The following is a 24,871-nucleotide window of genomic DNA, read 5'->3' on the forward strand; positions in this document are numbered from 1 at the left end:
TCTCTCAGGCGGTGGGTCGCACCCGGACGGGGCGGCCGGTGCGGAAGGAGTCGCCGGCGGCCTCGGCGATCGCGGTGGCGTGCAGGCCCGCGCGGGGCGGGGTGAGGCTCTCCGCCTCGCCGCGCACCATGGCCACGAAGTGGTCGACCTCGGCCTCGAAGGCCGGGACGAAGCGGTCCGAGAAGGTGTCGTAGACGTCGCTGGGCCCGGGCTCGCCGGGCTCGGTCGAGGTGATCGGGGTGCGGCGGCCGTACCCCGCACCGTAGGCGCCGTCGGTCCCGGTGATCTCGAGGCGCACGTCCTGCCCGGCGCCGCTGCGGCGCAGGGCCGCGACGCTGCCCACCGCCCCGGAGGCGAAGCGCAGGCTCACCACGGAGGTGTCGGCGTCCTGGTGCTCGGCGTAGACGGGCTCGTCGAGCACCGAGCCGATCGCGGTCACCTCGACGACCTCCTCCCCCACCACCCACGGGATGATGTCGAAGTCGTGGATCATCAGGTCCAGGAACATGCCGTGGGACTGCGGGATGTAGTCCAGCGGCAGCGCGTAGTGGTCGTTGTCGACCGCGTGCACGTGGCGCAGGGTGCCCACGTCGCCGGCCTCGACGCGGCGCCGCAGCTCCTGGTAGCCGGGGTCGTAGCGCCGGTGGAACGCGACCATGATCGGGGTCCCGGTCGCCTCGAGCTCGGTCGAGAGCTCCTCGAGGGCTCCGGACGCGAGCGAGAGCGGCTTCTCGATGAGCAGGGGGACGCCGGCGCGGGCGACGGTGCGGGCGATCTCCTCGTGGGTGCTGGTCGCGGTCGCCACCAGCACGCCGTCCAGTCCCGTCAGCGCCTCCTCGAGGGGAGCGAGGGTGCTGGTCACGGGGGCCCACCGGTCGTCGGCGGCCTCGTCCTCCTCGCGGGAGGCGGCGAGCTGCCGCTCGACGCCGGCCAGGCGCTCGGCGTCCCGCCCGATGAGGACGACCTCGTCGACCCCGGCGGCGCGGGCGAGGTTGCGGGCGTGCATGGCACCGATCCGGCCCAGGCCGTGCACCCCGATCCGCGTGCTCATGACCGTGCCGCCTCGATCTCGGCGACCAGGCGGCGCACGTTCTCGACGCTCGTGCGGGCGTCGAGGACAGGGCCCTCGCCCGCCGCCGGCTCCTCGCGCACCACCTTGTCCTGCTCGAGGACGATCCAGCCGTCGAAGCCGGAGTCCACGAGGCTGGTCAGGATCGCGCGCACGTCCACGTCCCCCTCGCCGACGGGACGGTAGAGGGAGTCCTCGACGATCGCGTCGAAGTAGGAGATCTCGCCGTCCTTGACCCGTCGCATCCCCTCGAGGGAGACGTCCTTGAGGTGCATGTAGGCGATGCGGTCGGCGTGCTCGGCCGCGAAGCGCACCGGGTCGGTGCCGCCGATCATGAGGTGACCGGTGTCGAAGCAGAAGGGGATGGTGGAGCCCTCGAGCACGGCCTGGATGTCCTCCGCGGTCTCGACGACGGTGCCGACGTGCGGGTGCAGGACGGCCGTGACGCCCTGGGCGGCGGCGGCCTCGCGGATCCTCTCGAGGTTGGCCAGCAGCGTCGACCACTGCGCGGGGGTCAGGGGCTCACGGGTGTCGTCGTAGCCGGTGGCGCCGGTGACGGTCGCGAGCACCAGGACGTCCGCGCCGGAGGCCGCGTAGTCGGCCAGCTCCTGCTCGACGCGGGGCAGGGGGTCGACGTCCGCCTGGTGGGCGCCGACGGGCACGAAGCTGCCGATGGCGGTCAGGCCGTACTCCGCGAGCACGTGGGCCTTGTCCTCGGGAGCCGGGGGCAGGAAGCCCTCGGCCCCGAGCTCCGTGGCGTCGAAGCCCAGCTCCCGCATCTCGGTCAGGACGCGCTCGGGCGGGAGCTGGACGCCCCAGCCCTCGACCTCGCTGACGCCCCAGGAGATGGGCGCGGTGGCGATGCGCAGCGTGCTCATCGGGAGACCTCCTCGGTCGTGTCGTCGGTGCGCAGGTTCGCGCTCGAGCCCGGGACGACAGGGAGGTCGACCCAGGACCCGGAGGCGGCCGAGGTCTCGGCCGCATCCAGCACCCGTGCCGAGGCGAGGGCGTCGCGGATCGTGGAGGCGGTGACGGGGCCGCCGGTGACGGCGGTGAGGAACTTCGCCGCCTCGATCACCTTGAGGTCGTCGTAGCCCATGCTGGTGCCGGCGCTCGGCTGGAAGCGGGCGTAGTCGGGGAAGTGCTCGTCGGCGAAGGCGCGGGTGTATCCCCCGTGCCGCTCGGAGCTGCGGCGGGCCACCTGCAGCTCGTTCATGCGCTCGAAGTTCCAGCGCACGGAGCCCTCGGTCCCGAAGATCTCGAAGTCGTACTCGGAGCGCGGGCCGACGGCGATGCGCGAGGCCTCGAGCGTGCCCATCGCCCCGTGGCCGACGGCCTGTCCGTCGAAGCGCACCAGCAGCGCGGCGTAGTCCTCGTTCTCCACCGGCAGGCGCTCCCCGGCCTGCGGCGAGGTCGGCAGCGCGGGCCGGTCGGCGAGGTAGGTGCCGGTGGTCGCGGTGATCTCGCCGATCGGGCCGAGGAGGAAGTGCATGAGGTCCACCAGGTGGCCCATGAGATCGCCCAGCACCCCGCTCCCGGAGGTCTCGCGCACGAAGCGCCAGGTCAGCGGATCATCAGGGTTCGAGGAGAAGCCGCCGAAGAACCGCCCGCGCACGTGGGTGATGCGCCCCAGGGCTCCTTCGAGGATGAGGTCGCGGGCGTGCTGGACGGCCGGGACGTGGCGGTAGTTGAAGCCGATGCAGGTGACCACGTCCGCCTCGTCGACGGCCTCGGAGATCCGTGCGGTCTCGGCGCCGCTGCGGCCGACGGGCTTCTCGATCCAGAAGGGCTTGCCGGCGCGGGCGGCCGCGACGGCGACCTCCTCGTGGAGGAAGTTCGGCGCGCAGATCGAGACGACGTCGACCTCGGGGTTCTCGAGCACCTCGTGGTAGTCGGCGACGGCGGACTCGAAGCCCAGCGCGTCCGTCGCGTGCGTGCGCCCGGCCTCGGCGGTGTCCGCGGCGACGACCAGGCGCGGTCTCACCCCGAGCTCCGGATACAGGATCGGCAGCAGCGTGTAGGCCCGCGAGTGCAGGCGTCCCATCCATCCGACGCTGATCAGCCCCACCCCGATGGTGCGCTGTTCGTCGTTTCGTGCCATGTCGGCTCCTCAGCTCTTCCGGCGACCGTGCCGCAGCTCTCCTGGGGACCGTGGCGGCGGAGCCGCAGCCCCTCATTGGACCGGTCCACGGTCTGGACCGGTCCAAACTACGAGCGGGGTCCCGCCGTGTCAAGCGCGTCCGACGGGCGGGTCCGGGCGGGACGGGCGGGACGAGCGGTCAGGGCGAGCGGGACCACGCGGAGGAGGAGCGCACGCTCAGCGTCGGAGGGACGAGCACCTCCCCGGGGGCCGCGGTGCCCACCAGCATCCGGGCAGCCTCCTGCCCGATCCGCGCATTGCCCGGATCGACGCTGGTCAGGTCGATCGGCCCCAGGTGGGACAGGAACGTGCCGTCATATCCGGTCACCGCCACGCGGTCGGCGAGGCCGTGCCGGCGCACCGCCCGCATGACCCCGATCGCCGCCAGGTCGTTCGTGGCGGTGATCGCGGTGGGCGGCCGAGAGCCGGACAGCAGCCGCTCGGCGGCCCGCTCCCCGCCCTCCTGCGTGAAGTCGCTGGGGGCCAGGAGCGTCTCGTCGAGGAACCTCTCGCGCATCGCCGCGACGAAGGCCTCCGCGCGCCCCGCCCCCACCGGCCCGCCCTCGCCGCCGACGTGGGCGATGCGGCGGTGGCCGCGCTCCACCAGGTGCTCCACGACCGAGCGCATCCCCTCGAGGTCGTCCCCGCGCACCGTGGCGACGCCGCGCAGCGAGCCCGGATACGCGCTCGCCACGACCAGTCGCGCAGTCCCGACCCGGGAGGCGACGACGTCCATGTCCGGGACCGACCCGACGATGATGATCCCGCTCGGGCGCAGGTCGCCGAGCATCTCGACGGCCGCGAGATCGGCGACGGCGCCGCCGTCGGGATCGGGCGTCGTGGCCGTGGTGAGCAGGGCGAGGCGGCCGGCGTCCTGCAGCACGGCGCGCGCCGCGTCCACGACGTCGGCGAAGACGGGGTTGCGGGAGTCCGCGACGAGGATCCCGACGAAGTCCTCCCCGGGCCCGTTCAGGGAGCGCGCGACCCGGTTCGGGCGGAAGCCGCGGACGTCGGCGGAGGTCAGGATGCGTTCACGGCGCTCGGCCCCGACCTGCTCCGGGGCACGGAACGCCAGGGAGACGAGCGATTTCGACACTCCGGCGTGCTCGGCGACGTCGCGGATGGTCGGGCGGCGGGGCGCCGCCTCGGGACTGCCCGGAGGTCCTGATCGCTGTGCCATGGACGTCATGATGCTCCACCCCGCGGTCCCGTCGTGCATCACCCATGCATCACCGGAAACTTTCCTCATTCACTGGACGCTTTGTTCGTTATACGATACGTTCCAGCGAGCATTGCGGCGCACTCCCCCGCCCCCGGGCCCACTCCCGGACGGCGGCGCCACGCCCTTGACGAAGGAGTCATCACATGTCGAAGCACGAAGTCAGCGGTTCGACCCGGGAGGCGCCGCCGCTGCCTCCCCTGGGAACCGGTCCCTTCCGCACCCGTCTCGGGCAGATCTCCGTGATCGCCTGCTTCGGCGGGCTGCTGTTCGGGTACGACACGGGCGTCGCCAACGGCGCCGAGGGCCCGATGGGCGAGGAGCTCGGCCTCTCACTGCTCCAGATCGGCGTGGTCATCAGCTCGCTGGTCTTCGCCGCGTCCTTCGGCGCACTGATCGGCGGCCGCGTCTCCGACGCCATCGGCCGGCGCAAGACCATCATCATCATGGCCGTGCTGTTCTTCCTCGGCACGCTGCTGGTGGTGACGTCCCTGCCCGGGCCCGAGTACGGGAGCCACTCCGCGATCGGCTACTCGATGCTGGTGGGAGGGCGCATCATGCTCGGCCTCGCCGTCGGAGCGGCGTCGACCGTCGTGCCCGTGTACCTGGCCGAGATGGCGCCCTACGAGATCCGCGGCTCCATCACGGGCCGCAACGAGCTCGCGATCGTCTCCGGCCAGCTGGCCGCCTTCGTCATGAACTACATCATCGCCGCGACCCTCGGCGATCACATCACCGGGATCTGGCGCGTCATGTTCGCCATGTGCGCGCTGCCCGCGGTCGCGCTGTTCATCGGGATGCTGCGCATGCCGGAGTCCCCGCGCTGGCTCGTCGAGAAGGGTCGCCGCGAGGAGGCCCTGGCCGTGCTGAAGACCGTGCGCTCCGAGGAGCGGGCCGAGGCCGAGCTCGCCGACGTCGAGCTGGTCACGATCGAGGAGGAGCACCAGCCGGCCATCGGGCTGAAGGCGCTGCTGTCCAACCGCTACCTCATCGGGATCGTGCTGATCGGCATCGGCGTCTCGATGACCCAGCAGCTCACCGGCATCAACTCGATCATGTACTACGGGACCCGCGTTCTCGAGGAGTCCGGGATGACCGCGCACCAGGCGACCCTCGCCAACATCGCCTTCGGCGTGGTCGCCGTCATCGGCGGCATCATCGCGCTGCGCAACATGGACCGCCTCGACCGCCGCACCACCTTCCTCATCGGCCTCACGCTGACCACCACCTTCCACTGCCTGGTGGCCATCGCCTCCCAGGCCCTGCCCGCGGGCAACCCGCTGCGTCCGATCGTGATCCTGATCCTCGTGGTCGGCTTCGTGCTCTCGATGCAGTCCTTCCTCAACGTCGCCGTCTGGGTGTGGCTCGCGGAGATCTTCCCGCTGCACATGCGCGGCCTGGGGATCGGCATCGCGGTGTTCTTCGGCTGGGGCGTCAACGGCGTGCTCGCGCTGTTCTTCCCCTCCCTCGTCAGCGGCGTCGGGATCACCGGCTCGTTCCTCCTCTTCGCCGTGATCGGCGTGGTGGCGCTGCTGTTCGTGTGGCGCTTCGTCCCCGAGACCCGCGGGGTGACCCTCGAGAAGCTCGAGGAGGACGTCACCACCGGTGAGATCCACGTGATCACCCGCACCAAGCGGCTGGCCATGTTCCTCACCAAGAAGCCCTGACCTCTCCCAGGGACCATCGACCTACCATGGGAGAGCCCGCGCGAGGAGAGAGAGCATGGACGGACACCGCAGCACCACCCCCTTCCATGACTTCCGCGCGACCACCATCGACGGCGAGCGCCGGGAGATGGCCGCCTACCGCGGCCGCCTGGTGCTCGTCGTCAACATCGCCACCGAATGCGCCTTCACCCCGCAGCTGATCGGCCTGCAGACGCTCCACGACCGCTACGCGGAGCACGGCTTCACGGTGCTCGGCTTCCCCTCGGACCAGTTCCACCAGGATCCCGGCACCGATGAGGACACCAAGGAGGTCTGCACCTCCGACTTCGAGGTGACCTTCCCGCTGTTCTCCAAGATCGACGTCAACGGCCCCACGGCCCATCCGCTGTGGCGGTGGATGTGCACGCAGAAGGCCGGGGTGATCGGCGGTCGCATCGCCTGGAACTTCACCAAGTTCCTCATCGACGGCGAGGGCACGGTGCTGCGGCGCTACGCCCCGCCGGTGCCCCCGGTGCGGATCGCCCGACGGATCGAGGCCGAGCTGGGCCTTCGCTGAGGCGAACGACCAGGTGCCTCCCCGGAAGGGTTGGTAGCGTGGGTCACATCATCCACCTCAACGAAAGGGGACCCCGTGGAAGGCGTCATTCTCTTCCTCGTCCTGGGCGTCGGCGTGCTCATCTTCCTGGTGATCGTGGCCGCGCTGCTGTTCGGCGGCCTGCGCACCTCGCTGATGTTCACCGTGCACTCGCGTGAGGCGGTCATCGTCGAGCGCTTCGGCAAGTTCAAGCGCGTCGCGCACGCGGGTCTGAACTTCAAGGCGCCGTTCGTCGACAACACCACCAAGCCGATCTCGTTGCGCGTCCAGCAGCTCGAGGTCAACATCGAGTCCAAGACCAAGGACAACGTGTTCGTCAACGTCCCGGTCGCGGTGCAGTACGTGATCAAGGAGGAGCAGGTCGTCGACGCGTACTACAAGCTCTCCAACGCCGAGGCGCAGATCCGCTCCTACGTGTTCGACACCGTCCGCTCGGCGCTGAGCTCCCTCGAGCTGGACGCCGCCTTCGAGTCGAAGGACGACATCGCCCGCAGCGTCGAGAACACCCTCTCGGCCCGCATGCAGGAGTTCGGCTTCAACATCATCAACACCCTGGTCCAGGACATCTCTCCGGACCAGCGGGTGCGCGACTCGATGAACTCCATCAACGCCGCCCAGCGCGACCGCGTCGCGGCGCAGTCGCTCGCCGAGGCGGACAAGATCAAGCGCGTCACCCAGGCCGAGGCCGAGGCCGAGTCCAAGCGCCTCCAGGGTGAGGGCGTCGCCGCCCAGCGCAAGGCGATCGCCCTGGGCATCGCCGAGCAGTACGAGATGCTGCGCAAGGTCGGCATCGAGAACTCCGCCGAGCAGCTGCTGCTCATGACCCAGTACTTCGACACCATGCAGGACGTGGCCCGCAACGGCCGCTCCAACGTGCTGTACCTGCCGAGCAACCCGGGCGCCGTGGGGGGCATGGGCGACGAGATCCGCACCGCCATGCTGCAGTCGCAGGCCGCGGCCGAGGCGAGCCAGAACGCGGACGTCGCCGATGCCGCCGATCGCAAGCGGGTCTCCGCCGAGCAGCTGCGCGAGCAGGAGCGAGCCCGTGCCGAGCGCACGCGCCAGCAGTCCGAGCAGCGAGCCCGCGAGGCGCAGCAGCAGGCCGGGCAGCAGGCTTCCGGCCAGACCCCGCCGTGGGCGCATCCCGGCTCCGCCGACCAGGGCTGAGCCCTCCCACCTCCGACGGGCCCGAACTCCTCAGGGAGTTCGGGCCCGTCGACGTCATCGTCGGAGCAGTTCCGAGGTCGAGGAGCGCTCGACGAAACGCCAGGGGAACGTCCACTCCTCGTCGATCTGCGCACCGGTCCTCGAGGCGTCGGCAAGCGCGGCGAACACCGCGGTGTAGTCGGCACCGGCACCCCCCAGAGTGCTGAGCGACACCGGCATCCGAGCACCTTCGGGCAGGTCACCACGGCCCACGACGCCGACGGAGCGGCCCAGCCCGATTCCTCGCCGCAGGCATTCTGCCGCGACCTGGATGGCCAGTCGGTCGCTGTGGCACATCACCACCACGGGATCCTCCGCCCTGGCCCCTGACAGCATCCGCCAGGGCATGCCGGTGAGGTCCGCTCCGATGCGATACGGAATGTCGACCAGCACGGCCTCGGCGACAGCAGAATCGGGCTCCAGGACCGACAGGATCGGAGCGGTGAAGACCGTGTCGCGACTCCCGCCGCCTTCAATGCGTTCTCTCGCCAGCACGAAGCGCCGCACTCCGCGCGCTCTGAGCGAGAGGACTGCCTCCTGGGCCGCGTCCGCGTACCCGTGACGCACCTTCGCAACTCCGTCGAAGCCGCTCTCCGCGAAGGCGATCACCGGAATCGCACTGCGAGCGAGATGGCTGGGCTCATCATCGTCCTCGAGATGCACGGTGAAGCAGGCGTCCACGACCCGGCGATCCAGGAGGTCGCGGACCCGGTCGAGCGCGGCCCCCGCTCGCACGTCGGGGAACACCACGAGGTCCAATCCGTGGCGGGCGAGCTCCTCCTGCGCGAGGGCGACCAGATTCTCGCGCCACGGATTGCTCGGAGCGGAGACCAGGGCGCCGATCAGTCCCGTGCGCTGGCGCCGCAGTGCGCGCCCGGCCCAGTTCGGCCGATAGCCGAGCTCCTCCATCGCCTGCTCGACGCGCTCGCGAGTGCGCACATTGCCGGTCCCCTTCCGATCGGAACGACCGCTGAGGATGTGCGAGACCGTCGCCGTCGACACCCCTGCCCTCTCGGCGACATCGGCCTGGGTGGGCCGACGGCTCGGCGGGGACGGGGGCTTGACAGAGTGGCTCACGGCACACATTCTAGTGCGTGGTTAATCGAAATACCACGGACGTCGGTTCCACAGCCGGAATGTCGACCCGTGCACTCCGGGCTCCGGCCGCTCTCTCTCATCGAGCACCGTGCAGTCGCCCGGCTCAGCTAGTCCGCTCGTGCGCTGCCCGCTCGGCAGAACCTGGTCAGACGTCCTAGGAGGAACCCATGTCCACCACTGCTCCCCGCCTCAGATTTCGCAGGCGCTCGCTCCTCGGTGCCACCGCGCTCATGGTGGGCGGGCTCTCCGCGTGCTCGATCGAGACCGGCGGCGACGACGCCGCCTCCAGCGGATCCGCTGACGGCTTCGCGTTCGCCTTCGACCCCGAGACCACCGACTCGACCCAGCTGCTGTGGATGGACTCCGGAGATCTCAAAGCCGTGTTCATCGGCGCCGTGATCGAGGAGTTCGGCAAGCAGTTCCCCGATGTGAACACGCAGTACGACGGCTCAGGATGGGACCAGGTCAACCAGGTCGTGCCACTCGGCATCCGCAACGGCTCGGCACCGGACGTCTTCGCCCTGCCGCAGAACGTGCCCCCCGAGACGGCGATCAACGAGGGGTGGGTGCAGCCGCTGGACGACGTCCTCCCGGACTTCGCCACCTGGAAGGCGGGCTTCCCCGAGACCGCGCTGATCAACGGCGTGCATGTGTTCGATGGCAAGACCTACAGCTGGCCCTTGAACTCCACCCGTCGCCTCGACATCACCCAGTACATCTCGCACGCGGCAGCTGAGGCCGCCGGGGTCTCCGTGCCCGTCGAGGAGGTCTCGACCTGGGACGATCTGCGCTCGCTCGCCCGCGAGATCACGGCCGCGGGGACTCCGGGCATCCTCTCCACCGCGGATCACCTCGACATCGTGGTGGGGAACCTCGCCAATACCGCAGGCTGGCTGGGCAACTCCGACGGCATGAACATGAGGACCGGACGGTTCGAGTACTCCTCCCCCGAGTACCTGCAGGCCCTCGAGTTCGTGCTCGCACTGGTCGATGACGGTTCCTTCGTGCCCGGGTTCCTCACCCTGAAGGACGCCGATGCCCGCGCCCAGTTCCCCACCGGACTGGCGGGCATCTCGCTCAACGGCCCCTGGGACATCTCGCAGTGGGAGAAGGACTCCCCGGACTTCGAGTACTCGATCCTTCCGCTGCCCTCCCCTGACGGCTCGGACTACACGATCCCGTTCCGTGAGACCGGAGCGAACATGGCCTGGCTCTACGCTGACACCCCGAACCTCGATGCCGCCGCGGCGGTCATCGAGTTCATGGGCTCCGTGGACGGGCAGCGAGCCATGATCGAGCTCTCCGACGGCTTCCTGGTATCGACGATCGAGGAGGCCAACAACTCCGCCGATCAGACACAGCTGAACGACCGTGCCGCCCTGGTCGCCGACCTCGCCACCCGATACATGCGAGCCTGCCCCCAGTTCGAGATCCGCAACGAGGAGGCGGGCAAGGTCACGCTCAAGCTGCAGGCGAGCGACCCCAGCATCTCCGCCACCATCGAGGGGATCTTCACCGGGCAGATCACCGACGCCGAAGCCGCGCTGGCCGATCTCGACTCACGCCTGGACGAGGAGATGGAGAAGGCTTTCGAGGCCGCCGCTGCGGACGGCGCCTCAGTGGACTACAGCGAGCTGCAGTTCCCCAACTGGGACCCGACGACGGACTACGCCGCGGATGACTACGCAGCTCTGGAGCGTTGATGAGCGCCACCGACATGGCCGCGCCCCCAGGCGGACGCATCCGCAGAGGCCGCTCCGAGTTGTTCTGGATCTACCTGTTCATCCTGCCCGGCTTGGCCCTCACCGCCCTGTTCGTGTTCTACCCGATGTTCGCCTCCTGGTACTTCTCGCTGACCGAGTGGAACGGTTTCACCGACGCGAAGACCTTCGTGGGCCTGGCGAACTATCGCGAGCTGATGTCGGACCCGCTCTTCTGGGGCTCCTTCGGACGCTCGATGATCTTCGTGTTCATCGGCGTCCCGCTGCGCGTGGTCCTCGCCCTCATCCTGGCGATCGTGCTGAACAACGTGATCCGGGGCCGCCTGTCGACCTTCTTCCGCACCGTGTTCTTCCTGCCGGTGATGGCCGCTGCGTCGGTCATCGGCGTGGTGCTCACCTTCGTGCTCTCCCCGAGCAACGGACCGGTCTCGTTCTTCATGACCCAGAGCGGTCTGGCCGACACCCCGGTCGAGTTCCTCTCCGATCCGAAGCTCGCCCTGTGGAGCGCCCTCGCGCTGCACACCTGGAAGAACTTCGGCATGACGCTCATCTACTGGCTCGCCGCGCTGCAGACGGTGCCTGCCGAGTACTACGAGGCCGCGGAGATGGACGGGGCGGGCGCTGTCCAGCGTCTGATGAGGATCACTCTGCCGATCCTCATCCCCTTCGCCGTGATCATCATCGTGCTCACGGCGAACGAGAACCTGCACGCCTTCGCGCTGATCCAGGCCCTGACCGGCGGTGGCCCCTACTACTCCTCCGAGGTGGTCGAGGTGTACATCTTCCGCACCGCTTTCGCCCCCGACTCCGCCGGCGGGGTGCCCCGCCTCGGGTACGCCTCCGCCGCAGGCTGCTTCTTCGGCCTGGCGACACTGGTGATCGCCCTGCTGCAGGGGTGGGCCCTCAAGCTCGTCGCCGATCAGAGAGCGAGGCTCACGAAATGACCGCGAATTCGTCCGTCATCCCACCGCAGGTCTCTGCCGCCGGTTCAGAGGAACGCGGCAGACCTGCCGGTGCCGGACCCCGGCGCCGCCTCAAACGCTCTGAGCGAATCGCACTCATCCTCGGCGGCCTCGTCCTGCTGCCGATCGCTCTGGTATGGATCTATCCGTTCATCTGGGTGGTCTCCAGCTCCTTCAAGTCCAACGCCGAGATCTTCGGTTCCTTGAACCCGTTCACCTCCACGCTGCACCTGGACAACTACGTCCGGGCATGGCGGGAGGCGAACATGGGCCGGTACTTCCTGAACACGATCTTCGTGACCGGGATGTCGATCCTGATCTCGGTGACGGTCAACGCACTGCTCGGATATGTCCTGGGCCGGTACACGTTCCCAGGGAAGAAGATCATCTACGCGCTGCTCGCGCTGGTGGTGTTCCTTCCTCAGGGGTACACCGTCATCCCGATCTTCGACCTGATCGATGCGCTGGGCCTGTCGGGCAGCCTTTGGGGGATGACCCTCGCCGAAGCGGGGGGCGTCAGCGTGATCGTCGTGCTGCTCTTCGCCGGCTATTTCGCACAGCTGCCGAAGGAGCTCGAGGAGGCCGCGAAGATCGACGGTGCCGGGTTCCTGCGGATCTTCGCCCGCGTGTACCTTCCCCTGTCCGGCCCGGTGATCGCCACCGCCGTGATCCTGCAGTTCATGCACGCATGGAACGACTTCCTGCTCCCGCTGGTGCTGACGCTCTCGCAGCCCGAGCTGCGCACTCTGGCCGTGGGCATCTACAGCCTGCAGAACCAGTACTTCAGCGACTGGGGGATGATGTCCGCAGCCTCGACGATCGCACTGCTGCCGATCATCGTCGTGTTCATCATTCTCCAGAAGTACTTCATCGAGTCCTTCTCCGGCGCTGTGAAGGGATGATCCCCGCCGTGACACCCGCCCCAGACACCCCCTCGATCGGGCAGCCGAACATCATCCTGGTGTGCGTCGACGAGATGCGGGCCGATGCGATGGGCGCCGCCGGCAACGACCTCATCGACACCCCGAACCTCGACGACCTCGCGCGGGAGGGGTACCGCTTCACCCGTGCCTACTCGGCGACGCCCACCTGCGTCCCCGCACGGGTCGCGCTGTTCACCGGGAAGTCCCCGGACCTGCACGGCCGCTACGGGTACCGGGAGGGGATCTCCTTCCCGGACGCCTACCCGGTGACCCTGCAGTCCACGCTGGGGAGGGCCGGGTACCAGACCGTCGGCGTGGGAAAGATGCACGTGTTCCCGGACCGGGCGCGGTGCGGGTTCGACGAGGTGCTGCTGCACGACGGGTTCCTGCACGTCTCGCGCCGGCTCACCCGGGGCCCGTCGGCGGCGATCGACGACTATGTGGAGTTCCTGCGCCGCGAGACCGGCGACCCGCGCGCCGATCACCAGGAGACCGGCATCGGCTGCAACGCGATGACGGCGCGACCCTGGGAGCGCGAGGAGCGGCTGCACCCGACGCGCTGGGTGGCCGATCAGTCCTTCCGGGTCCTCGAACGGCGCGACCCGACCCGGCCGCTCTTCCTGTACATGTCCTTCCACCGGCCGCATGCGCCTTACGACCCGCCGCAGTGGCTGTGGGACAAATACCGCGAGCGGGAGATCCCCGAGCGACCGATCGGCGACTGGGTCTCCCGCTTCGACGCGCACCGCCGCGACTTCCGTGCGGAGGCGGAGTTCGGGGCGCAGAAGGAGACCACCCATCAGCAGGTCCGTGCGGGCTACTACGGCTCGATCGAGTTCATCGACCTGCAGCTGAACCGCTTGCGCGAGACACTCTCCGACCTCGACATGCTCGAGGACACCGTGATCGTGGTGGTCTCCGACCACGGGGACATGATGGGCGACCACGACATGTACCGGAAGTCCGTGGGCTACGAGGGCTCCGCCAGGGTGCCGCTGGTGGTGCACGTCCCGCCGCGCTGGCGTGAGGGCTGGGGCGAGGCCGGCGAGGTGGACGCGATCGCGGAACTGCGCGATCTGATGCCGACGCTGCTGGACCTGGCCGGCGCCGAGGTGCCGGACGGGGTCGATGGGCGCAGTCTGCGCGGGGCGACCCGCGGTGAGACGCTGCGCGAGCACCTGCACGGGGAGCACCTGATCGGGTCGCTGGGCCGACACTCGATGCAGTGGATCCGCTCCGAGCGCCGCAAATACATATGGTTCTCCGGGGACGGCCACGAGCAGCTGTTCGACCTCGAGGCCGACCCGCAGGAGCTGCACGACCTGGCTCCCCTCCCAGAGCACGCCGAGGAGCTGGCCCGGCACCGACAGATCCTGGTCGAGGAGCTGCGCGGACGGGAGGAGGGCTTCGTCGCCGACGGGCACCTGGTGCCGGGCCGGCGGCTGCGCTCCGAGGCGTCCTGGGTGCGGGAGTTCGCCCGGCTGTGACGTGCTGCCGGAGGCGCACCGAACGGTGATGATCCGCCGAAAGTCGACCCCGGTCCACCCCGGCGACTGATCCGGCAGGGCCCTCCGCTGCGATGGAGTGGCCCCATGAGCACCACTGACCAGCCCTCGCCCGACCAGCCCGCCGCCGGCCGGCCCGTCCCCGAGCCCGTCGAGCACGCCGAGGTCACCGGCCCTGCCGAGGCTGCCGTGACCGACGGGTCCGCGGGGTCCGTCGCCGACTACTCCACCGAGAAACGGATAGGCCGCACCGTCGCCGTGACGATGGGCTGGTGGGCGCACGGTGCCGTCCGCCTGCTGCTGGCCCTCGTGCTGCTCTACTACGGCGGCACCAAGCTCGTCCTGGGCCAGTTCGGGCTCTCCGACCCCGGTGACGCACTGATCGCCCACGGCGAGATGAGCCCGATGGGCCTGCTCTGGCGGATGGTCGCCTTCTCCCCCCTGTTCCAGTTCCTGGCGGGCCTGGCCGAGACCGGGGCGGGCCTCGCCCTGCTGTGGCGCCGCTCGGTGCCCTTCGGCGCCGTCCTCGCCGCGGGGTCGATGGCGCTCGTGCTGGTGCTCAACCTGGGCTACGACGTGATGGTCAAGACCCCGACCCTGATCTACCTGGTGATGGCGCTGATCGTGCTGATCCCGTGGATGCCCCGGGTCTTCCGCGCCTTCTTCACGCGCGGGCAGATCCCCCGCGGTCCGCTCCCCACGCTGATCCCCTGGCGCCCCCTGGCCCGCGTCACGAACGTCCTGGGGCCGATCGCCGCCGTGGCGATCGCCGTGCTGGTCGCCTGGAGCAGCGCGCAGCTGTACGAGCCCCGCAGCACCGACGACTCGGTGCCGGCCGGCGTGTGGACCGTGCAGGAGGACACCGCGGAGCCGGCCGCACAGCTGAGCGAGGACGACCGCTGGGCCCGCATCGCCTTCGGCGACACCCTCTACGGCGAGGCCTCCCAGGTGCAGCTGCGCCTCGCCGACGGGACGCTGCTGAGCGGGACCTACCAGCGCACCGGGGAGGGCGCCGTCGAGCTCTCGCTGAAGCCGCTGCGGGAGGAGGGCCAGTCCATCCACGAGTTCCTCGAGGCGGAGACCCTCGACATCGCCCTGACGGTTCAGGAGCAGGGCGACGGCACGCTGCACGTCACCGGGGACGGCGTGGACCTGGTGCTGGCCCCCGACGAGTCCGCCTCCACGCTCTACGAGCGCGGCTTCAGCTGGCCGGTTCGCTCCGACGACCCGTTCAACCGCTGAGGGATCGACCGCTGAGATCCGTCGGCGACCGCCACAGCAGCTCGAACCACATCCGGCCGTCGTCCGCCAGGGAGTGCTCGTCGAGGACGCGACGGTCGTCGGAGTGCTCCGTCTGCCCCGTCGACCGCCGGCCCTCCGCCGCCAGCAGGTCGTACTCGTCCTCGAGGCGCAGCACCCGGTAGGGACTCTGCTCGGTGCCCTCGCCGCTGCCGCGGACGGCCTCGAGCGCCAGCTGCGCCATACGGCGCTCGATCCCCGCGGGCCCCTCCTCGCCCAGCTCCGCGAAGGCACGGGCCTGCGCGGCGTGCGCCGACGGGCTCAGCAGCAGTCCCGGCATCCGGGCTCCGAGCTCGTCGAGCACCGCGCGGGGGGTCCGTGCCGTCGCGAGGATCGCCCCGACCGACACCAGCGGGTCGAATCCGGGCGCCCGCAGTATCGCGGCCTGCAGCCTCTCGAGCGTCGCCGGGCCGGGCGCGCGCACGAAGGCCTCGGCGAGGTCGCCGAAGGTCTCCTGCTGTCGATCCTCAGGTCCTGCCATGTCCGCTCCTCCGTCTCGCTCTCCCGGCACCCCGCGACGTGCTTCGACGTCCCTCGAGGTCACGGACCGTCGAGGGGATGCCACTGCCCGCCGTCCCAGCGGACCACGCCCTCGCCGGCGGAGACGCCGAAGAGCACGTCACCGCTCGGCGACCACCGCAGACGTCCCACCGATCCCGGCACCCGCGGCAGGTCGGTCCGCTCGTCCGCTGCACGATCCCACACCATCACCTGATTGTCGTTCTCGCCGCCGACGGCGATCCGATCGCCGGAGGCGGTGAGCGAGCGGGGACGCCTCGACAGCGGCTCCGGCCCGGACTCGGCGGACCCGCCGGTCTCGTCGGCCGCGTCGACGACGAGCAGGCCGACGGGCTCGGCAGTCCCGACCAGCAGCGAGCCGTCCTCGTCATAGGCGACTCCGTACGGGGATCCGTCGATGTCGGAGAGCCGCGCCCTCCGCTCCCCGGAGGCGGGGTCCCAGAGCTCCACCGCACGGCCGGGGCCGGACACCGCGAGGGTGCCGCCGTCCGGTGACCAGGCGAGGGTGAGCGCGTCCCGGCCGCGCACGCTCAGCACCCGCCCCGGGGAGCACTGCCGCCCGCCGACCGTCCACAGACGCACGTTCCCGTCGCTGCCGAGCGAGGCCAGCGCGTGGCCGTCGGGGCTGAAGGCGAGGTCCCGGATCTCCGCCGGGGCGCCGCGCGGCTCCTCGTGGCCGCTGAGGGTCCACAGCACCTCGCCGCCGGGCGTGCTGAGCTGGATGGTGGACCGTCCGCCGACGGCGAGCAGCTCGTCCTCCGGGTGCCAGGCGAGAGCCCCCGCACGGCCGTTGTCGAAGCGGGTGAGCACTTCGCCGCTGTGGGCGTCCCACACCACCGTCCCCGCCGTGTCGCTCAGCCCCAGCCGTCGGCGGTCGGTCGTCTGGTTCGCCGCGAGGCGGGAGCCGTCCGGGGAGAGCGCCAGCCCGCGCTCGGACAGCACCGTGCCCGGCAGCGGGTCGGCGTCGCCGGGCGCCCCGTCGGCCGTGTCCCCGTCGGTGCCCGCCGCGGGGCCCTGCACGCACTCGGAGGTCGGCGTGCGGCCGCACGCGGCGAGCGTCGAGAGCACCCCCGCGACGAGAGTGGTGCGTCGGGGCAGCGAGGCGTTCATCGCTCACCGACCGGCACGCCGGCCCCGCGCTGGTAGTCCTCGAGGTCCTCGAGGGTGAGGCCCTCGACGAACTCGCGCCCGCCCGTGCGGGCGTCGACCTCGACGGGCTGGTCGAGGTACTCCTGGAACTTCCGGTCGTACTCCGCCTTCTCCTCGTCGGAGTGTTCCTCGGGGAGCGGATCCGGTGGTCTCTTGTAGCTGAACGGGCCGAAGTTCCTGCGCCAGGACTCGATCTCCTCGCGGGTCACCCCGTGCTCCTCCTCGATCTCCGCGAAGCGTTCGTTCCTCCTGCTGCCGGTGATCGGGGGGCGGATCTCCGGCGCCGTCCTCCTGATGAACTCGTGCTGGGCGGCGTGGCGGACCTCGTGGGCGAGGGTGTGCAGGATGTCCGGGTTGGAGAGACGGTCGGGATTGATGGCGAGCTTGCGCCCGAGCGTCAGGAATCCGTCGCGCCAGTACCCGTTCCCGTCCATGTCCTCGAAGGAGATGTCCACGGGGTCGAGCCCGTACTTCGCGAACTCGCCGTCGACGATCTCCTGGGCGACCTGGCGACGCTCCTCGTCGGTCATGTCCCGCCAGGCCCGGGCCACCTCGGGATCGACCGAGCCGCGATCGTCGCCGTCGTCGGCCGCGGTGTCCGAGGCTCCTCCCCTGCCGGGGCCGGTGCCGGATCCGTCGCCGGACCTGCCGTCCTCGCCGGATCTCCCGTCCTCGGGCGACGAGGCGGACTCCTGCTCCTCGACCTCGTCCCCGAGCGTCCTCGCGCGGTCGGAGAGCTGCGCGAGCGCGCCCTGCCCCGCGCCGGCGTAGACGGTGTTCCAGTGGTCCCGGAAACGGTCGGCATCCGGTCCGATCCAGAAGCCGTGGGAGGCGCCGACGGTGGACTCGACCGCCCGCAGCTCCTCGGCGAGCTGCTCCCGGCCGCGGTCGATCCGCTCGGCGTGCTCCGCGACCTGCTGGACGTCCATCCCCTGGAACGCCATCGCTGTCTCCCCCCGGATCCGCACTCGTGATGGCCGTGACGCTACCAGCACCGCGCAGCGCCGATCCAGGTGTCCCGCCTCGGTCGTCGGCCGCCTCCCCTACTGTGGGACCGGAGGCCGACGGGGCCGCGACGACCACGGGGACACCCGCGGGGACGACCACGAGAAGGAGCCGGTGGATGCGGATCGAGTTCGGCTGGTCCCTCGACGGCGCCGCCTGGGCCGACGGGCACGGCGCGCTGGGCGGCGCACGGATGGGGCCGCGGGCGCTCGTGCAGCTGCTGCAGAACCGGCTCGGGCTGACCCGGCCCTCGGTCGAGCCGGCGGTGCGGGTCGCGCAGTACCTGCGGCTGATCGAGGAGCACCTCGCCGCGCTGCCGGATCCGTCGGCGTTCTGGCCCGCGCGCTCCTTCGCCGTGGACCCCTGGAGCACGGCCCGGCAGCTGCTGCGCCGGCGCGACGCCGCGGTGGAGACCGGATGGCGGATCGGGGAGGCCGAGGGCACGCTTCCGGAGCGCCTGGCGACCATGCGCGATCTCGAGCGCTCGGTGCGCCTCGGCGCGGCCGGCACCCTCTCCCCCGCCCCGGCCGACGACCTCGCCGAGGTGTGCTCCCTGCTCGAGGGAGAGGCCGCGGGGTGGCCGCTCGGGATCGAGGAGATCGTGCTCCACGAGGCGGCCGACGCCCTGCCCGGGCGTTGGCCCCACCTGCTGTCCCTTCTGCAGGGAGCCGGGGTGCGCTGCACGACGTCGGAGGCGGCGCCGGGCGGCGACCCGGCGCTGACCGTGGTCGAGGCGCTGGACGAGTGGTCCGCCGCCGATGCTGCCGCACGCTTCCTGGCTGCGGCGCCCGCCACGGAGGAGGGCCCCCTGACGGTCCTGGCCGCTGCCGACACCGACGTGCTGGATCGTGCGCTGCACCGTCGCGGCCTGCCCGCCGTCGGCCACGTCGCCCCGTCCCGCGACCGCGCCCACCATCAGGTGCTCGGCCTCTTCCTCGAGGTCGCCACCGCCCCGGTGGACGTGCATCAGCTCGCCGCACTGCTCGACCTGCGGGTGCTGCCGGGGGCCGACGGCGACGCCGAGCCCGTCGGCCTGGTGCCCGCCGCCGCCCGCCGCCGACTGCTGCGGGCCCTCGGCCGGGAGCCCGGCATCGGCGGCCCCGCCTGGCAGGCCGCACTCACCGAGATCGCGGAGGACGCCGGCGACGGGCACGAGAAGGCGCTCGCGGCGGCGAGGGCGATCGATGCCCTGGTGCGAGACCCGCTGCCCGTCGGGGACCTGCGACCGCCCGAGCTCTCGCGACGCCTGGACTGGCTCGTGGAGCGGCTGCGCGCGGTCACCCGCGGCGAGGGCGACCTGCTGGCGAGCCTCACCCAGGTGCAGGTGCTGCAGCAGGTGCTGGGGATGCTCGATCCGGACGCGCCGCTCACCCGCCGCACCCTGCAGCAGATCATCGACAGCTGCGGCGGGTCCGGCCCGTCGCCGCGTGCGGTCCGCGAGGTCTCCGAGTGGGCCGTGACCACTCGGCCGGCGCACATGCAGACCATGGGCGGGACCGTGCTGTGGTGGGGCCCGTCGGCCGACGACACCCCCTCCGCCGCGCGCTGGGACCCCGCGGAGGCCAAGGCCCTGAGCGCCGGCGGGGGACGGGTCCTGGAACCGTCGCAGATGGCGTCCCTGCAGGTGGACGCCGCCCTCGCGGCCCTGCGCCGGGCCCGATCGGTGGTGGCGGTGCTGCCCGGCCGACGCTGCGAGGAGGTGCCGGGCCCCAGCGGCCTGCTCGCGCACCTCGAGGCCGCCTCGGGGCGGGCGCGGCGCTCCCCCGAGTCCCTCGTCGAGGGCGGCACCTGGTCCCTGGCCGGCCGCAGCCTGCCGGTGACCATCCCGCCCGAGCGGCATCCCGCGCCGCCGCAGGAGCTGGTGCGTCGCATCGCCCCGGCCCCGCACCTGCTGCCCGAGCGGCTCTCCTACACGCAGGCCGCCGCGCTGATCGCCTGTCCCCAGCACTGGACGCTCGAGTACGCGCTGGACATCCGCCCGGCCGAGGTCGCCGTTCTGCCCACCGGCAGCCGGATGATCGGCACCCTCGTGCACGCGGTGGTCGAGACTCTCGTGCACGAGCGCTTCGACGCCGCACTCGGCGGCACGGCGCTGGAGGCTCCGAGCAGCACCGGGATCGGGGAGGTCTTCGACCGACTCGTCCCCCAGCTCGCCTCGGAGCTCGACCTTCCCGGCCGCGCCGCCGAACGCGCCGACGTGCGCGAGCGGGCGGTGCGCGCCCTCGGCGAGCTCTTCGCCGGCACCGCCCGGGCCGGGCTGCGGATCACCGGCACCGAATCCCGCTTCGACGTGCCGCTGGCCCTCCCGCTCGCGGGCGGGGAGCGGACCGTGCGCTTCCGCGGCAGCCGGGACATGGACGCGGTGGACGCCGAGGGTCGCCCCACCGTCCTGGACCTCAAGTGGTCCCGCAGCAGCACCCGCTACGGCGACCTCCACGACACCGGCGAGGCCATCCAGCTGGCCGCCTACGCCTGGACCCTCGCGCAGGAGGATCCCGCCGCCCCGCCCGCGGACGTCGGCTACTTCCTGCTGCGCAGCGGCGAGTTCGTCTCCTCCGATCCGCGGCTGGACCCGCATCGGCGCCCGCCGATGGACACGGGCGAGTCCTGGCGGCGGATGGTCGCGGCGGTCACCGCCGCGCTCGACGAGATCGCCGCCGGCACCGTGCGCGCCGGCTGCCGGGAGCTGCTGGACGGCGCCGGGCTGGAGGTCGGGGCGAGCTGGAGCACCGTCCGCAGCGCCACCGCGAAGGCCCGGCGAGCGGCCCGGGAGGCCGGCGGGCTGCTGGTCGAGAACCACTGCGCCGGCAGCGAGCACGCGCCGCTGTGCGGATTGACGGGAGACCGGCGATGAGCCCCACCTTCACCCTGATCAACGCGTCGGCCGGATCCGGCAAGACGCACACCCTCACCCACGAGATCGCGCAGCGCATCGCGGACGGGCTCGACCCGTCCCAGCTGATCGCCACGACCTTCACCACCAAGGCGGCCGCCGAGCTGCGCGACCGGGTGCGGCGCACCCTGCTCGAGCGCGGCCAGCTCGAGGCCGCCCGCGGCATCGACAGCGCCCTGATCAGCACCGTGAACTCGGTCTCGGGCGACCTGCTGAAGGAGTTCGCGCTCGACGCCGGGATCTCCCCCGACGTGCAGGTGCTCGACGAGGACCGGCAGCGGGCGGCCTTCCGCGCCGCGATCGACGAGACCGCGGCGCTGGCCGGATCCCGGGCCACCGACCTGCTCGCCCGCACCGAGCACGACGGCGAGGAGGACCCGGAGCTGCCCTACCTCTCCTCCCCCTCGTGGCGCGCCCATGTGCGGGAACTCGCCGCACGGGCTCGCACCAACCTGTTGGACGCGCAGTCGCTGCGGGACGGCGTCGCGACCGCCTGGGAGGAGTACAGGGAGGCCGCGCTGCCGCCCGCCGCCGCCGAGGACCGGCGCCCGGCCTGGCTCGCCGCGCTCGATGCGGCGCTGGTCGGGCTGTGGGAGGACGTGCACGCCTCGGAGGCCGGCGACGGCCCGTTCACGCAGAAGGGCGCCGGGACGGTGCGCACGCGGCTCGAGACCCTCGACGCCCTGCATCGCGACCTCGCGCAGCCGGCCCGCGCCCCGTGGTCGCGCTGGGCGAAGCTCGCGGCCGTGGCCCACGGGAAGGCCGCGGACCCGGAGGCGAAGGGCTACGCCTACAGCAAGGACGTGGACCAGGCGCTGCTGGGGGTGGCCAGCACGGTCTCCGCCGAGCTGCTCGCCAATCCCCTCCTGCAGGCCGACGTGCGCGCCGTGATCGCGCTGGTGATGGAGACCGCCGCGGAGTCCCTCGAGGCCTATCAGGCGCACAAGGACGCGCTGGGGCTGATCGACTTCACCGACCAGGAGGTGCGCACCCTCGCCCTGGTGCGCTCCTCCGCGAGGGCGCGGGAGGCGATCCGCTCCCGCTTCCGCCTGCTCGCGGTCGACGAGTTCCAGGACACCTCCCCCGTGCAGCTCGGCCTGTTCCTCGCGCTCAGCGAGCTCGTCGAGGACAAGATCTGGGTGGGGGACCCGAAGCAGGCGATCTACGGCTTCCGCGACGCGGACCCCGCCCTGATGCTCGGCATCATCGACCGGATCGAGTCCGGGGCGGCGGACCTCGGCGCGGCCTCCGTGCAGGACCTCGAGCATTCCTGGCGCTCCCAGGAGCCGGTTCTCGACCTGGTCAACGAGGTGTTCCCGCAGGTCTTCCCCGAGCTTCCGCGCCACCGGGTGGTGATGGACGCGGCACCGCAGGCGGTGGCGCGCCGCGCCGCGGACGGGCATCCGGAGGGCCGGCTGGAGGCCTGGGTGCCCGAAGTCCCGAAGAGGCTCACCCATGGGCAGCACGCGACCGCCGTGGCCGACGGGATCGTCGAACTGCTCGCCGAGCCGGGCGTCTCCCCTGCGGACCTCGCGGTGCTGGTGCGCTCCAACCGTCGCGCCGCCGAGGTGGTCGACGCGCTCACCGCGCGCGGCGTGCCCGCCTCCGGCGAAGGGGTGGGGATCCTCGCCTCCCGGGAGGGGCGCCTGGTGCGGGCCGCCCTGGCGGTGACCCTGGACCTCAGCGACACCCTCGCCCTCACCGAGCTGGTGGACCTGCTGGAGGACCACGCCGCGCACGGCTCCTGGTTCGCCGATCTCGCCGCGGAGCCGGACCGCGCGGGGCGGCAGAGGGTGTTCGCCGACTGGTGGCAGGACCCTGCGCTGGCAGGGCTGCGGTCCCTGCGCGAGGACTGCATCTCCCTGACCCCGGTGGAGATGATCACCGCCCTCGTCGACGCCCTCGACCTGCCCGAGCGGCTCCGCGCCTGGTCCACCCCCGATCAGCGCCTGCGCACCCTGGACGCGCTGCGGGCGGTCGCGGGCCGGTATGCGGAGCGGGCTCGGGCGGACTCCGCCCCCATCACGCTGACCGGGCTGCGGATCGCGCTGGACGCCGTGGACCGCGGCCCCGACCTCACCGGCACCCCGGACACCGTCTGGGTCGGGACCATCCACGGGGCCAAGGGGCTCGAGTGGTCCCGGGTGGTGGTGATGCTCGACCATGCCCCCGCCGACAGGTCCCGGACCGCCGGTGCGTTCGTGGTGCCCTCGGAGCGGCTCGAGGTCACCGACCCGCTCGCCGGCCGCGCCCCGCGCTACTGGCCGGGAGTGCTGCCGCGGTACGCCCCGCTGCAGGAGGCGCTGGCCGCCTCCGACCACGCGCGGCGCCGCGCCCGGGCCGAGCGGGAGGAGACCGGCCGCCTGCAGTACGTGGCCCTCACCCGCTCGGCGGACGTCACGGTGCTCAGCGGCCCGGGCTCCGCCCCGGTGCTCGACGGCCTGGTGCCCGCCGACGCCGAGGACGCACCGCCGCTGCTGCGCTGGTCCCCCGGCGGGTCGAGCATCGAGGTGCGCGGCGGTGCCGTGCTGCCGGCGGTGGTGCGCACGCCGAACGGGGTCCTCGCCGAGGACGCGTCCTCGTACAGCGCACGTCGCAGCCCGCTCGCGGCGAGCGACCTCCGCGGACCCGCTCCGGCTCGGCCGGAGGGCGTGCGGGCGCGGTTCCAGGCCTCGGCGGTCGCCTCCGGGGAGGCGCCGGGCCGGGTGCACGCGCCGGTGTCGATCGGCCGTCGCCTGGTGACGGGCGGCGGCCCGCGGTGGGAGAGGGTCGGGGAGGCGATCCACGCCTATCTCGCGCTGCCGCTGGCCCACCTCGGCGACGCCCAGCGGGAGGCGGCGGCGGCGCGGCTGGTGGAGCGGTGGGCGGTCTCGCGCGCCGTCGAGCCGGCCGTGCTGCAGGAGGCGGGCGAGGCCTGGGCCGTCTTCCTCGCCGACGGCTTCCCGGGTGCCGAGGAGCTCACCGAGCAGCCGATCAGCTGGTGGAACGAGGAGGACCAGGTGATGGAGGGATGGATCGACACCCTGCTGCGCCTGCCCACGGGGGAGATCGTGCTGGTGGACCACAAGAGCTACCCGGGTGATGACCCGGTCGCGCACGTGCGGGAGAGGTACCTGGGGCAGATGGCGACCTATTCCCGGGCGCTGGCCGCGGCCGGTCTCGCACCCTCGCGGATCCTGATCCATCTGCCCCTGCGCGGCGAGGTGCTCGAAGTGGAGCTCGCGGTGGATTCCGCGGAGGGGGTCGCGCGTGCCCGCTGAGCTCACCGCGGAGCAGGCCGTCCTCGCGGCGAGGACGCTCCTGGACGAGGCCCTGCGCACGGGGAACCGGCGCCTGCTCGGCATCGCCGGCGCGCCCGGGGCGGGCAAGTCGACGCTCACCGCCCTGCTGGCCGAGCAGCTGCCCGCGGGATCCTGCGCGGTGGTGCCGATGGACGGCTTCCACCTCGCCGACGTGGCGCTCGAGAGGCTGGGCCGGCTCGCCCGCAAGGGGGCGCCGGACACCTTCGACGCGGGCGGTTGCACGGCGCTGCTGCAACGGCTGCGCACCGCGATGCCGCAGGACGCGCCGGTGTGGGCGCCGATGTTCGAGCGCGGCCTCGAGCAGCCTCTGGCGGGGGCGATCGAGGTGGGTGCCGCAGTGCCGCTGGTGATCACCGAGGGGAACTACCTGCTGCTGGACGGGGACGGCTTCGCCCCGGTGCACCGGCTGCTCGATGCGCGCTGGTTCGTGGAGGTGCCCGAGGAGGTGCGCCACGAGCGGCTGATCGCGCGGCACGAGCGCTTCGGCAAGGCGCCGCGGGCGGCGCGGGATTGGGCGCTCGGCCCCGACGAGGACAACGCCCGCCGGGTCGCGGGGACCCGCGACCGGGCGGACGTCGTCATCTCGCTCGACTGATCCG

19 protein-coding genes are annotated in these 24,871 nt (G+C 71.9%); 11 read left to right on the forward strand and 8 right to left on the reverse strand.

All coding sequences use genetic code 11. The features are described from left to right. Window positions 1–4: 4 nt before the first annotated feature. The 4 genes from ACT3SP_RS08150 to ACT3SP_RS08165 all read right to left on the reverse strand — a co-directional run bounded on the left by ACT3SP_RS08150 (window position 5) and on the right by ACT3SP_RS08165 (window position 4,389). Window positions 5–1,051: a Gfo/Idh/MocA family protein gene (locus ACT3SP_RS08150; protein WP_444586768.1), complete on the reverse strand. Its 1,047-nt coding sequence runs from the start codon at window positions 1,049–1,051 to the stop codon at window positions 5–7. Beyond that, window positions 1,048–1,947 carry a sugar phosphate isomerase/epimerase family protein gene (locus tag ACT3SP_RS08155; RefSeq protein WP_444586769.1) on the reverse strand — a complete coding sequence of 300 codons (900 nt, stop codon included), beginning with the start codon at window positions 1,945–1,947 and terminating at the stop codon, window positions 1,048–1,050. Before ACT3SP_RS08155 ends, ACT3SP_RS08150 begins: the two co-directional genes overlap by 4 nt. Next, window positions 1,944–3,170 (reverse strand): Gfo/Idh/MocA family protein, encoded by a 1,227-nt coding sequence (locus ACT3SP_RS08160; protein ID WP_444586770.1) that lies wholly within the window; start codon window positions 3,168–3,170, stop codon window positions 1,944–1,946. Before ACT3SP_RS08160 ends, ACT3SP_RS08155 begins: the two co-directional genes overlap by 4 nt. A gap of 178 nt (window positions 3,171–3,348) precedes the next feature. Continuing rightward, window positions 3,349–4,389 carry a LacI family DNA-binding transcriptional regulator gene (locus ACT3SP_RS08165; protein WP_444586771.1) on the reverse strand — a complete coding sequence of 347 codons (1,041 nt, stop codon included), beginning with the start codon at window positions 4,387–4,389 and terminating at the stop codon, window positions 3,349–3,351. Window positions 4,390–4,574: 185 nt separating this feature from the next. On the opposite strand from ACT3SP_RS08165, the gene ACT3SP_RS08170 reads away from it, so the two are divergent. The 3 genes from ACT3SP_RS08170 (at window position 4,575) to ACT3SP_RS08180 (ending at window position 7,857) form a co-directional block, all read left to right on the forward strand. Beyond that, window positions 4,575–6,095, forward strand: coding sequence for a sugar porter family MFS transporter (locus ACT3SP_RS08170; RefSeq protein WP_444586772.1), 1,521 nt, complete (start codon window positions 4,575–4,577; stop codon window positions 6,093–6,095). A gap of 55 nt (window positions 6,096–6,150) precedes the next feature. Further along, the gene (locus ACT3SP_RS08175; protein ID WP_444586773.1) at window positions 6,151–6,651 is read left to right on the forward strand and encodes a glutathione peroxidase; all 501 of its coding nucleotides are present in this window, start codon (window positions 6,151–6,153) and stop codon (window positions 6,649–6,651) included. A gap of 75 nt (window positions 6,652–6,726) precedes the next feature. Continuing rightward, window positions 6,727–7,857 (forward strand): SPFH domain-containing protein, encoded by a 1,131-nt coding sequence (locus ACT3SP_RS08180; protein ID WP_444586774.1) that lies wholly within the window; start codon window positions 6,727–6,729, stop codon window positions 7,855–7,857. Window positions 7,858–7,911: 54 nt separating this feature from the next. Here ACT3SP_RS08180 and ACT3SP_RS08185 read toward each other — a convergent pair whose 3' ends face one another. Further along, entirely contained in the window at window positions 7,912–8,973 is a 1,062-nt protein-coding gene (locus ACT3SP_RS08185; RefSeq protein ID WP_444586775.1) for a LacI family DNA-binding transcriptional regulator, read from the reverse strand. Window positions 8,974–9,161: 188 nt separating this feature from the next. Between ACT3SP_RS08185 and ACT3SP_RS08190 the strand changes: the two genes are divergently transcribed. The 5 genes from ACT3SP_RS08190 to ACT3SP_RS08210 all read left to right on the forward strand — a co-directional run bounded on the left by ACT3SP_RS08190 (window position 9,162) and on the right by ACT3SP_RS08210 (window position 15,347). Then, the gene (locus ACT3SP_RS08190) at window positions 9,162–10,697 is read left to right on the forward strand and encodes an ABC transporter substrate-binding protein (RefSeq protein WP_444586776.1); all 1,536 of its coding nucleotides are present in this window, start codon (window positions 9,162–9,164) and stop codon (window positions 10,695–10,697) included. Beyond that, window positions 10,697–11,659, forward strand: coding sequence for a carbohydrate ABC transporter permease (locus tag ACT3SP_RS08195; RefSeq protein ID WP_444586777.1), 963 nt, complete (start codon window positions 10,697–10,699; stop codon window positions 11,657–11,659). Before ACT3SP_RS08190 ends, ACT3SP_RS08195 begins: the two co-directional genes overlap by 1 nt. Continuing rightward, window positions 11,656–12,579 (forward strand): carbohydrate ABC transporter permease, encoded by a 924-nt coding sequence (locus ACT3SP_RS08200; RefSeq protein WP_444586778.1) that lies wholly within the window; start codon window positions 11,656–11,658, stop codon window positions 12,577–12,579. Before ACT3SP_RS08195 ends, ACT3SP_RS08200 begins: the two co-directional genes overlap by 4 nt. An 8-nt stretch (window positions 12,580–12,587) precedes the next feature. Further along, entirely contained in the window at window positions 12,588–14,087 is a 1,500-nt protein-coding gene (locus ACT3SP_RS08205) for an arylsulfatase (RefSeq protein WP_444586779.1), read from the forward strand. A 105-nt stretch (window positions 14,088–14,192) separates the two neighbouring features. After that, window positions 14,193–15,347 carry a hypothetical protein gene (locus ACT3SP_RS08210; RefSeq protein ID WP_444586780.1) on the forward strand — a complete coding sequence of 385 codons (1,155 nt, stop codon included), beginning with the start codon at window positions 14,193–14,195 and terminating at the stop codon, window positions 15,345–15,347. Here the strand turns inward: ACT3SP_RS08210 and ACT3SP_RS08215 are convergent. From ACT3SP_RS08215 to ACT3SP_RS08225, 3 genes are read right to left on the reverse strand one after another with little or no spacing between them, the layout of a single operon-like run. Continuing rightward, the gene (locus ACT3SP_RS08215; protein ID WP_444586781.1) at window positions 15,337–15,885 is read right to left on the reverse strand and encodes a hypothetical protein; all 549 of its coding nucleotides are present in this window, start codon (window positions 15,883–15,885) and stop codon (window positions 15,337–15,339) included. The genes ACT3SP_RS08210 and ACT3SP_RS08215 overlap by 11 nt on opposite strands. A 59-nt stretch (window positions 15,886–15,944) precedes the next feature. Then, window positions 15,945–17,033: a WD40 repeat domain-containing protein gene (locus tag ACT3SP_RS08220; protein ID WP_444586782.1), complete on the reverse strand. Its 1,089-nt coding sequence runs from the start codon at window positions 17,031–17,033 to the stop codon at window positions 15,945–15,947. After that, on the reverse strand, window positions 17,030–18,016 hold the full coding sequence (locus ACT3SP_RS08225) for a WXG100 family type VII secretion target (RefSeq protein WP_444586783.1): 987 nt from the start codon (window positions 18,014–18,016) through the stop codon (window positions 17,030–17,032). The genes ACT3SP_RS08220 and ACT3SP_RS08225 overlap by 4 nt, the downstream gene beginning before the upstream one ends. Window positions 18,017–18,195: 179 nt before the next feature. Between ACT3SP_RS08225 and ACT3SP_RS08230 the strand changes: the two genes are divergently transcribed. The 3 genes from ACT3SP_RS08230 to ACT3SP_RS08240 are packed head-to-tail and all read left to right on the forward strand — an operon-like array spanning window position 18,196 to window position 24,867. After that, window positions 18,196–20,931, forward strand: coding sequence for a PD-(D/E)XK nuclease family protein (locus ACT3SP_RS08230; protein WP_444586784.1), 2,736 nt, complete (start codon window positions 18,196–18,198; stop codon window positions 20,929–20,931). Continuing rightward, window positions 20,928–24,230 (forward strand): UvrD-helicase domain-containing protein, encoded by a 3,303-nt coding sequence (locus tag ACT3SP_RS08235; protein WP_444586785.1) that lies wholly within the window; start codon window positions 20,928–20,930, stop codon window positions 24,228–24,230. Before ACT3SP_RS08230 ends, ACT3SP_RS08235 begins: the two co-directional genes overlap by 4 nt. Continuing rightward, window positions 24,220–24,867: a nucleoside/nucleotide kinase family protein gene (locus ACT3SP_RS08240; RefSeq protein WP_444586786.1), complete on the forward strand. Its 648-nt coding sequence runs from the start codon at window positions 24,220–24,222 to the stop codon at window positions 24,865–24,867. Before ACT3SP_RS08235 ends, ACT3SP_RS08240 begins: the two co-directional genes overlap by 11 nt. Window positions 24,868–24,871 lie beyond the last annotated feature (4 nt).

Source organism: Brachybacterium sp. AOP43-C2-M15 (genome assembly GCF_052446295.1).
Classification (GTDB): domain Bacteria; phylum Actinomycetota; class Actinomycetes; order Actinomycetales; family Dermabacteraceae; genus Brachybacterium.

What these genes read in the sequence shown, in the direction of transcription:
- ACT3SP_RS08150 (WP_444586768.1), bottom strand. Translation starts at nt 1,051, where the DNA reads ATGAGCACGCGGATCGGGGTGCACGGCCTGGGCCGGATCGGTGCCATG.
- ACT3SP_RS08155 (WP_444586769.1), bottom strand. Translation starts at nt 1,947, where the DNA reads ATGAGCACGCTGCGCATCGCCACCGCGCCCATCTCCTGGGGCGTCAGC.
- ACT3SP_RS08160 (WP_444586770.1), bottom strand. Translation starts at nt 3,170, where the DNA reads ATGGCACGAAACGACGAACAGCGCACCATCGGGGTGGGGCTGATCAGC.
- ACT3SP_RS08165 (WP_444586771.1), bottom strand. Translation starts at nt 4,389, where the DNA reads ATGGCACAGCGATCAGGACCTCCGGGCAGTCCCGAGGCGGCGCCCCGC.
- ACT3SP_RS08170 (WP_444586772.1), top strand. Translation starts at nt 4,575, where the DNA reads ATGTCGAAGCACGAAGTCAGCGGTTCGACCCGGGAGGCGCCGCCGCTG.
- ACT3SP_RS08175 (WP_444586773.1), top strand. Translation starts at nt 6,151, where the DNA reads ATGGACGGACACCGCAGCACCACCCCCTTCCATGACTTCCGCGCGACC.
- ACT3SP_RS08190 (WP_444586776.1), top strand. Translation starts at nt 9,162, where the DNA reads ATGTCCACCACTGCTCCCCGCCTCAGATTTCGCAGGCGCTCGCTCCTC.
- ACT3SP_RS08195 (WP_444586777.1), top strand. Translation starts at nt 10,697, where the DNA reads ATGAGCGCCACCGACATGGCCGCGCCCCCAGGCGGACGCATCCGCAGA.
- ACT3SP_RS08200 (WP_444586778.1), top strand. Translation starts at nt 11,656, where the DNA reads ATGACCGCGAATTCGTCCGTCATCCCACCGCAGGTCTCTGCCGCCGGT.
- ACT3SP_RS08210 (WP_444586780.1), top strand. Translation starts at nt 14,193, where the DNA reads ATGAGCACCACTGACCAGCCCTCGCCCGACCAGCCCGCCGCCGGCCGG.
- ACT3SP_RS08215 (WP_444586781.1), bottom strand. Translation starts at nt 15,885, where the DNA reads ATGGCAGGACCTGAGGATCGACAGCAGGAGACCTTCGGCGACCTCGCC.
- ACT3SP_RS08220 (WP_444586782.1), bottom strand. Translation starts at nt 17,033, where the DNA reads ATGAACGCCTCGCTGCCCCGACGCACCACTCTCGTCGCGGGGGTGCTC.
- ACT3SP_RS08225 (WP_444586783.1), bottom strand. Translation starts at nt 18,016, where the DNA reads ATGGCGTTCCAGGGGATGGACGTCCAGCAGGTCGCGGAGCACGCCGAG.
- ACT3SP_RS08230 (WP_444586784.1), top strand. Translation starts at nt 18,196, where the DNA reads ATGCGGATCGAGTTCGGCTGGTCCCTCGACGGCGCCGCCTGGGCCGAC.
- ACT3SP_RS08235 (WP_444586785.1), top strand. Translation starts at nt 20,928, where the DNA reads ATGAGCCCCACCTTCACCCTGATCAACGCGTCGGCCGGATCCGGCAAG.